The sequence below is a fragment of the Desmonostoc vinosum genome (genome assembly GCF_059505385.1).
On sequence record NZ_JCACKM010000324.1, the window covers coordinates 1 to 2,953 of the forward strand.

3 protein-coding genes are annotated in these 2,953 nt (G+C 40.4%); 2 read left to right on the forward strand and 1 reads right to left on the reverse strand.

The window, feature by feature from the left end:
• Positions 1-120: 120 nt before the first annotated feature.
• On the forward strand, positions 121-816 hold the full coding sequence (locus AC5JMF_RS32270; RefSeq protein ID WP_495799785.1) for a phosphatase PAP2 family protein: 696 nt from the start codon (positions 121-123) through the stop codon (positions 814-816).
• A gap of 140 nt (positions 817-956) precedes the next feature.
• Here AC5JMF_RS32270 and AC5JMF_RS32275 read toward each other — a convergent pair whose 3' ends face one another.
• Positions 957-1,166: a hypothetical protein gene (locus AC5JMF_RS32275; RefSeq protein WP_495799786.1), complete on the reverse strand. Its 210-nt coding sequence runs from the start codon at positions 1,164-1,166 to the stop codon at positions 957-959.
• Between AC5JMF_RS32275 and AC5JMF_RS32280 the strand changes: the two genes are divergently transcribed.
• Positions 1,153-2,883 carry a diflavin flavoprotein gene (locus tag AC5JMF_RS32280; protein ID WP_495799787.1) on the forward strand — a complete coding sequence of 577 codons (1,731 nt, stop codon included), beginning with the start codon at positions 1,153-1,155 and terminating at the stop codon, positions 2,881-2,883. The two genes, AC5JMF_RS32275 and AC5JMF_RS32280, sit on opposite strands and share 14 nt — an antisense overlap.
• Positions 2,884-2,953 lie beyond the last annotated feature (70 nt).

The following is a 2,953-nucleotide window of genomic DNA, read 5'->3' on the forward strand; positions in this document are numbered from 1 at the left end:
AAGGTGGCTATAATCTAGAGGATACCAATGTCTCAGATAAGCGTTTAATATCTTTTCCTAATTCCCAATTCCCCAGTCCCTCCAGGAGCGGGGGCCCCGAGTTCCCCAATCCCCAATCTAATGTTTAACTTTGATTTTTTGAGATATCTTCAATCTTTCCTCACCTTTGTTTGGCATATAATCAAAACTTATCGCGCTTCCCTATTACTCTTGTTGATAGGAGTCTTTTTACCCTTGCAGGTGTTTGGGGAGTTAGCGGAAGAAGTTTGGGAGAATGAAGGGGGCTTTCCGTGGGATGTACCTATTCTGTTGGCAATTCATTCAACATCAAAGCCCCAACTTGATGTCTTCGCCTCGACGTTGACTAAATTAGGGGTATTTTGGGGTGTATTTCCTGTTGCTAGTGCGATCGCTTTTAGTTTATTTATTAGACGACGATGGCGGCAATTTTCATATCTTATCATTACTTTACTGGGAAGCATCGTTATTAACCGCACAGCAAAAATCTTGTTGCATCGAGTGCGTCCTCATCTGTGGGAGTCACCATCACCGGAATTTGACTATGGATTTCCTAGCGGTCACGCTATGTCGAGTATGACCTTTGTAGCCACTCTGGTGATTTTGACATGGGGTAGTCGCTGGTGCTGGTTAGTTGCAATTTTAGGGGGTTTATTTGTTTTGGCTATTGGCTGGACGCGGCTATATTTAGGAGTTCACTACCCCAGCGATATTCTGGCAGGTTGGACAGCCTCAATTGCTTGGGCAACTGGAGTTAGTTTGCTCATCAAGCCACAAATATTGCGAGAGAATGTTTGAAAAGTTTTGGGCGATATAATTCGCTACTACACAAGCAAAGTCCGCCTGCGCGGAAAACACGAAAAATCAAGGTTTTGAAACCCACGTAGGTGGGTTTTGTCTGTGTAGCTGTGATTTCTAATCGCTTTTCAAACAACCTGTTAAGGTTGGCGTTTGATTAGATATAAAACTAATGGTAAACATTGAGTATTTACAATGGTAAACTCTATCCACATGAAGAATAAAACTTTCTGATGGATAGCTTTAGATATTGGCATTTTACCAAATGGTGTTCTTAGGTAAATATAAAGAGAAGAACTTAAATCGCTCCAGATAAAAATCTTTTGGAGAACACCAATGATCGCACTCACACAGTCTAATCAAGTTAATTATCATTCAGGACGTTTAACGATTCAAACTGTTGAAATTGCTCATCAAACAACTGCTATCCGTTGTCTTGATTGGGAGCGAGAAAGATTTGATATCGAGTTCGGTTTACGGAATGGAACGACCTATAATTCTTTTTTAATTCAAGGAGAAAAAGTTGCTCTGGTTGATACTTCCCATCGGAAGTTTGAGCAGTTATATCTTGAGATGTTGGTAGGGTTAATTAACCCAGTTAACATAGATTATTTGATTATTAGCCACACAGAACCAGATCATAGTGGCTTAGTCAAAGACATTTTAAGACTAGCTCCTGATATTACCATTGTTGGTGCTAAGGTTGCTATCCAATTTTTGGAAAATATGGTTCACCAGCCTTTTAAATCAATACAGGTGAAAAGTGGAGAACGTTTAGATTTAGGCAATGGTCATGAATTAGAATTTATCTCTGCACCTAACTTACATTGGCCGGACACAATCTTGACTTATGACCACAAAACTAGCATTCTTTACACCTGTGATGTATTTGGAATGCATTATTGTGATGACCACACTTATGATGAAAACTCAACCTTAATAGAGGAGGACTTTAAGTATTACTACGATTGTTTGATGGGGCCGAATGCACGTTCTGTATTGGCAGCACTCAAGCGGATTGAGAAGTTAGATATAGGCACAGTTGCCACGGGACATGGGCCCTTACTAAAACACAATATTTCCGAATGGCTTGGATGTTATCAAAACTGGAGTTTAGAACAAGCAAAAGCTGAGACATTAGTAGCTTTATTTTACACAGAAGATTACGGTTGTAGCGAACATTTAGCTCGTGCGATCGCCCATGGTATTACCAAAATAGGTGTAGCAATTGAACTAGTAAATCTCAATGATTCTGAGCCTCAAGAAATTCGAGAATTAATTACTCAAGCTTCAGGCTTAGTAATTGGAATGCCACCCCAATCATCAGCGATCGCTCATGCTGCCTTAAGTACAATTTTAGCTGCTGCTCACCATAAGCAATCAGTTGGTTTATTTGAGTCAGGGGGAGGAGAAGATGATCCCATTTATCCTTTACGAAATAAGTTTCAAGAAATCGGTTTAACTGAAGCCTTTCCTCCGATTTTAGTTAAAGAAACTCCCACACAAACAACAGAACAACTTTGTGAAGAAGCGGGAACAGATTTAGGACTTTGGTTAACCCGCGATCGCACAATTAAACAAATCAAATCCATCAACACCGAGTTAGAAAAAGCTTTAGGACGTATCAGCGGTGGATTATATATTATCACCACCAAAAAAGGAGAAATCCAGAGTGCTATGTTTGCCTCTTGGGTGACACAAGCAAGTCTTAATCCTTTAGGAGTGGCAGTTGCTGTAGCCAAAGAACGAGCAATTGAATCCTTAATGCAAATAGGCGATCGCTTTGTTTTAAACGTTTTAGAAGAAGGCAACTATCAAGGATTAATGAAACATTTTCTCAAGCGTTTTGCTCCTGGTGCAGATCGCTTTGCTGGAGTGAAAACATATCCTGCCAATAATGGCTCTCCAATTTTAGCTGATGCTTTAAGTTACATGGAATGTGAAGTTACAACTCGCATGGATTGTGGAGATCATTGGATCATTTACAGCACAGTTCAAACCGGAAGAGTCGCCAAAATCAACGCACTTCCCGCCATCCATCACCGCAAAATGGGAAATCATTATTAATTCGTAATTCGTAATTAATTCGTAATGACGCGACGCTCCTGTGTCGCTCTAAGCGAAGCTATGCCGCAGG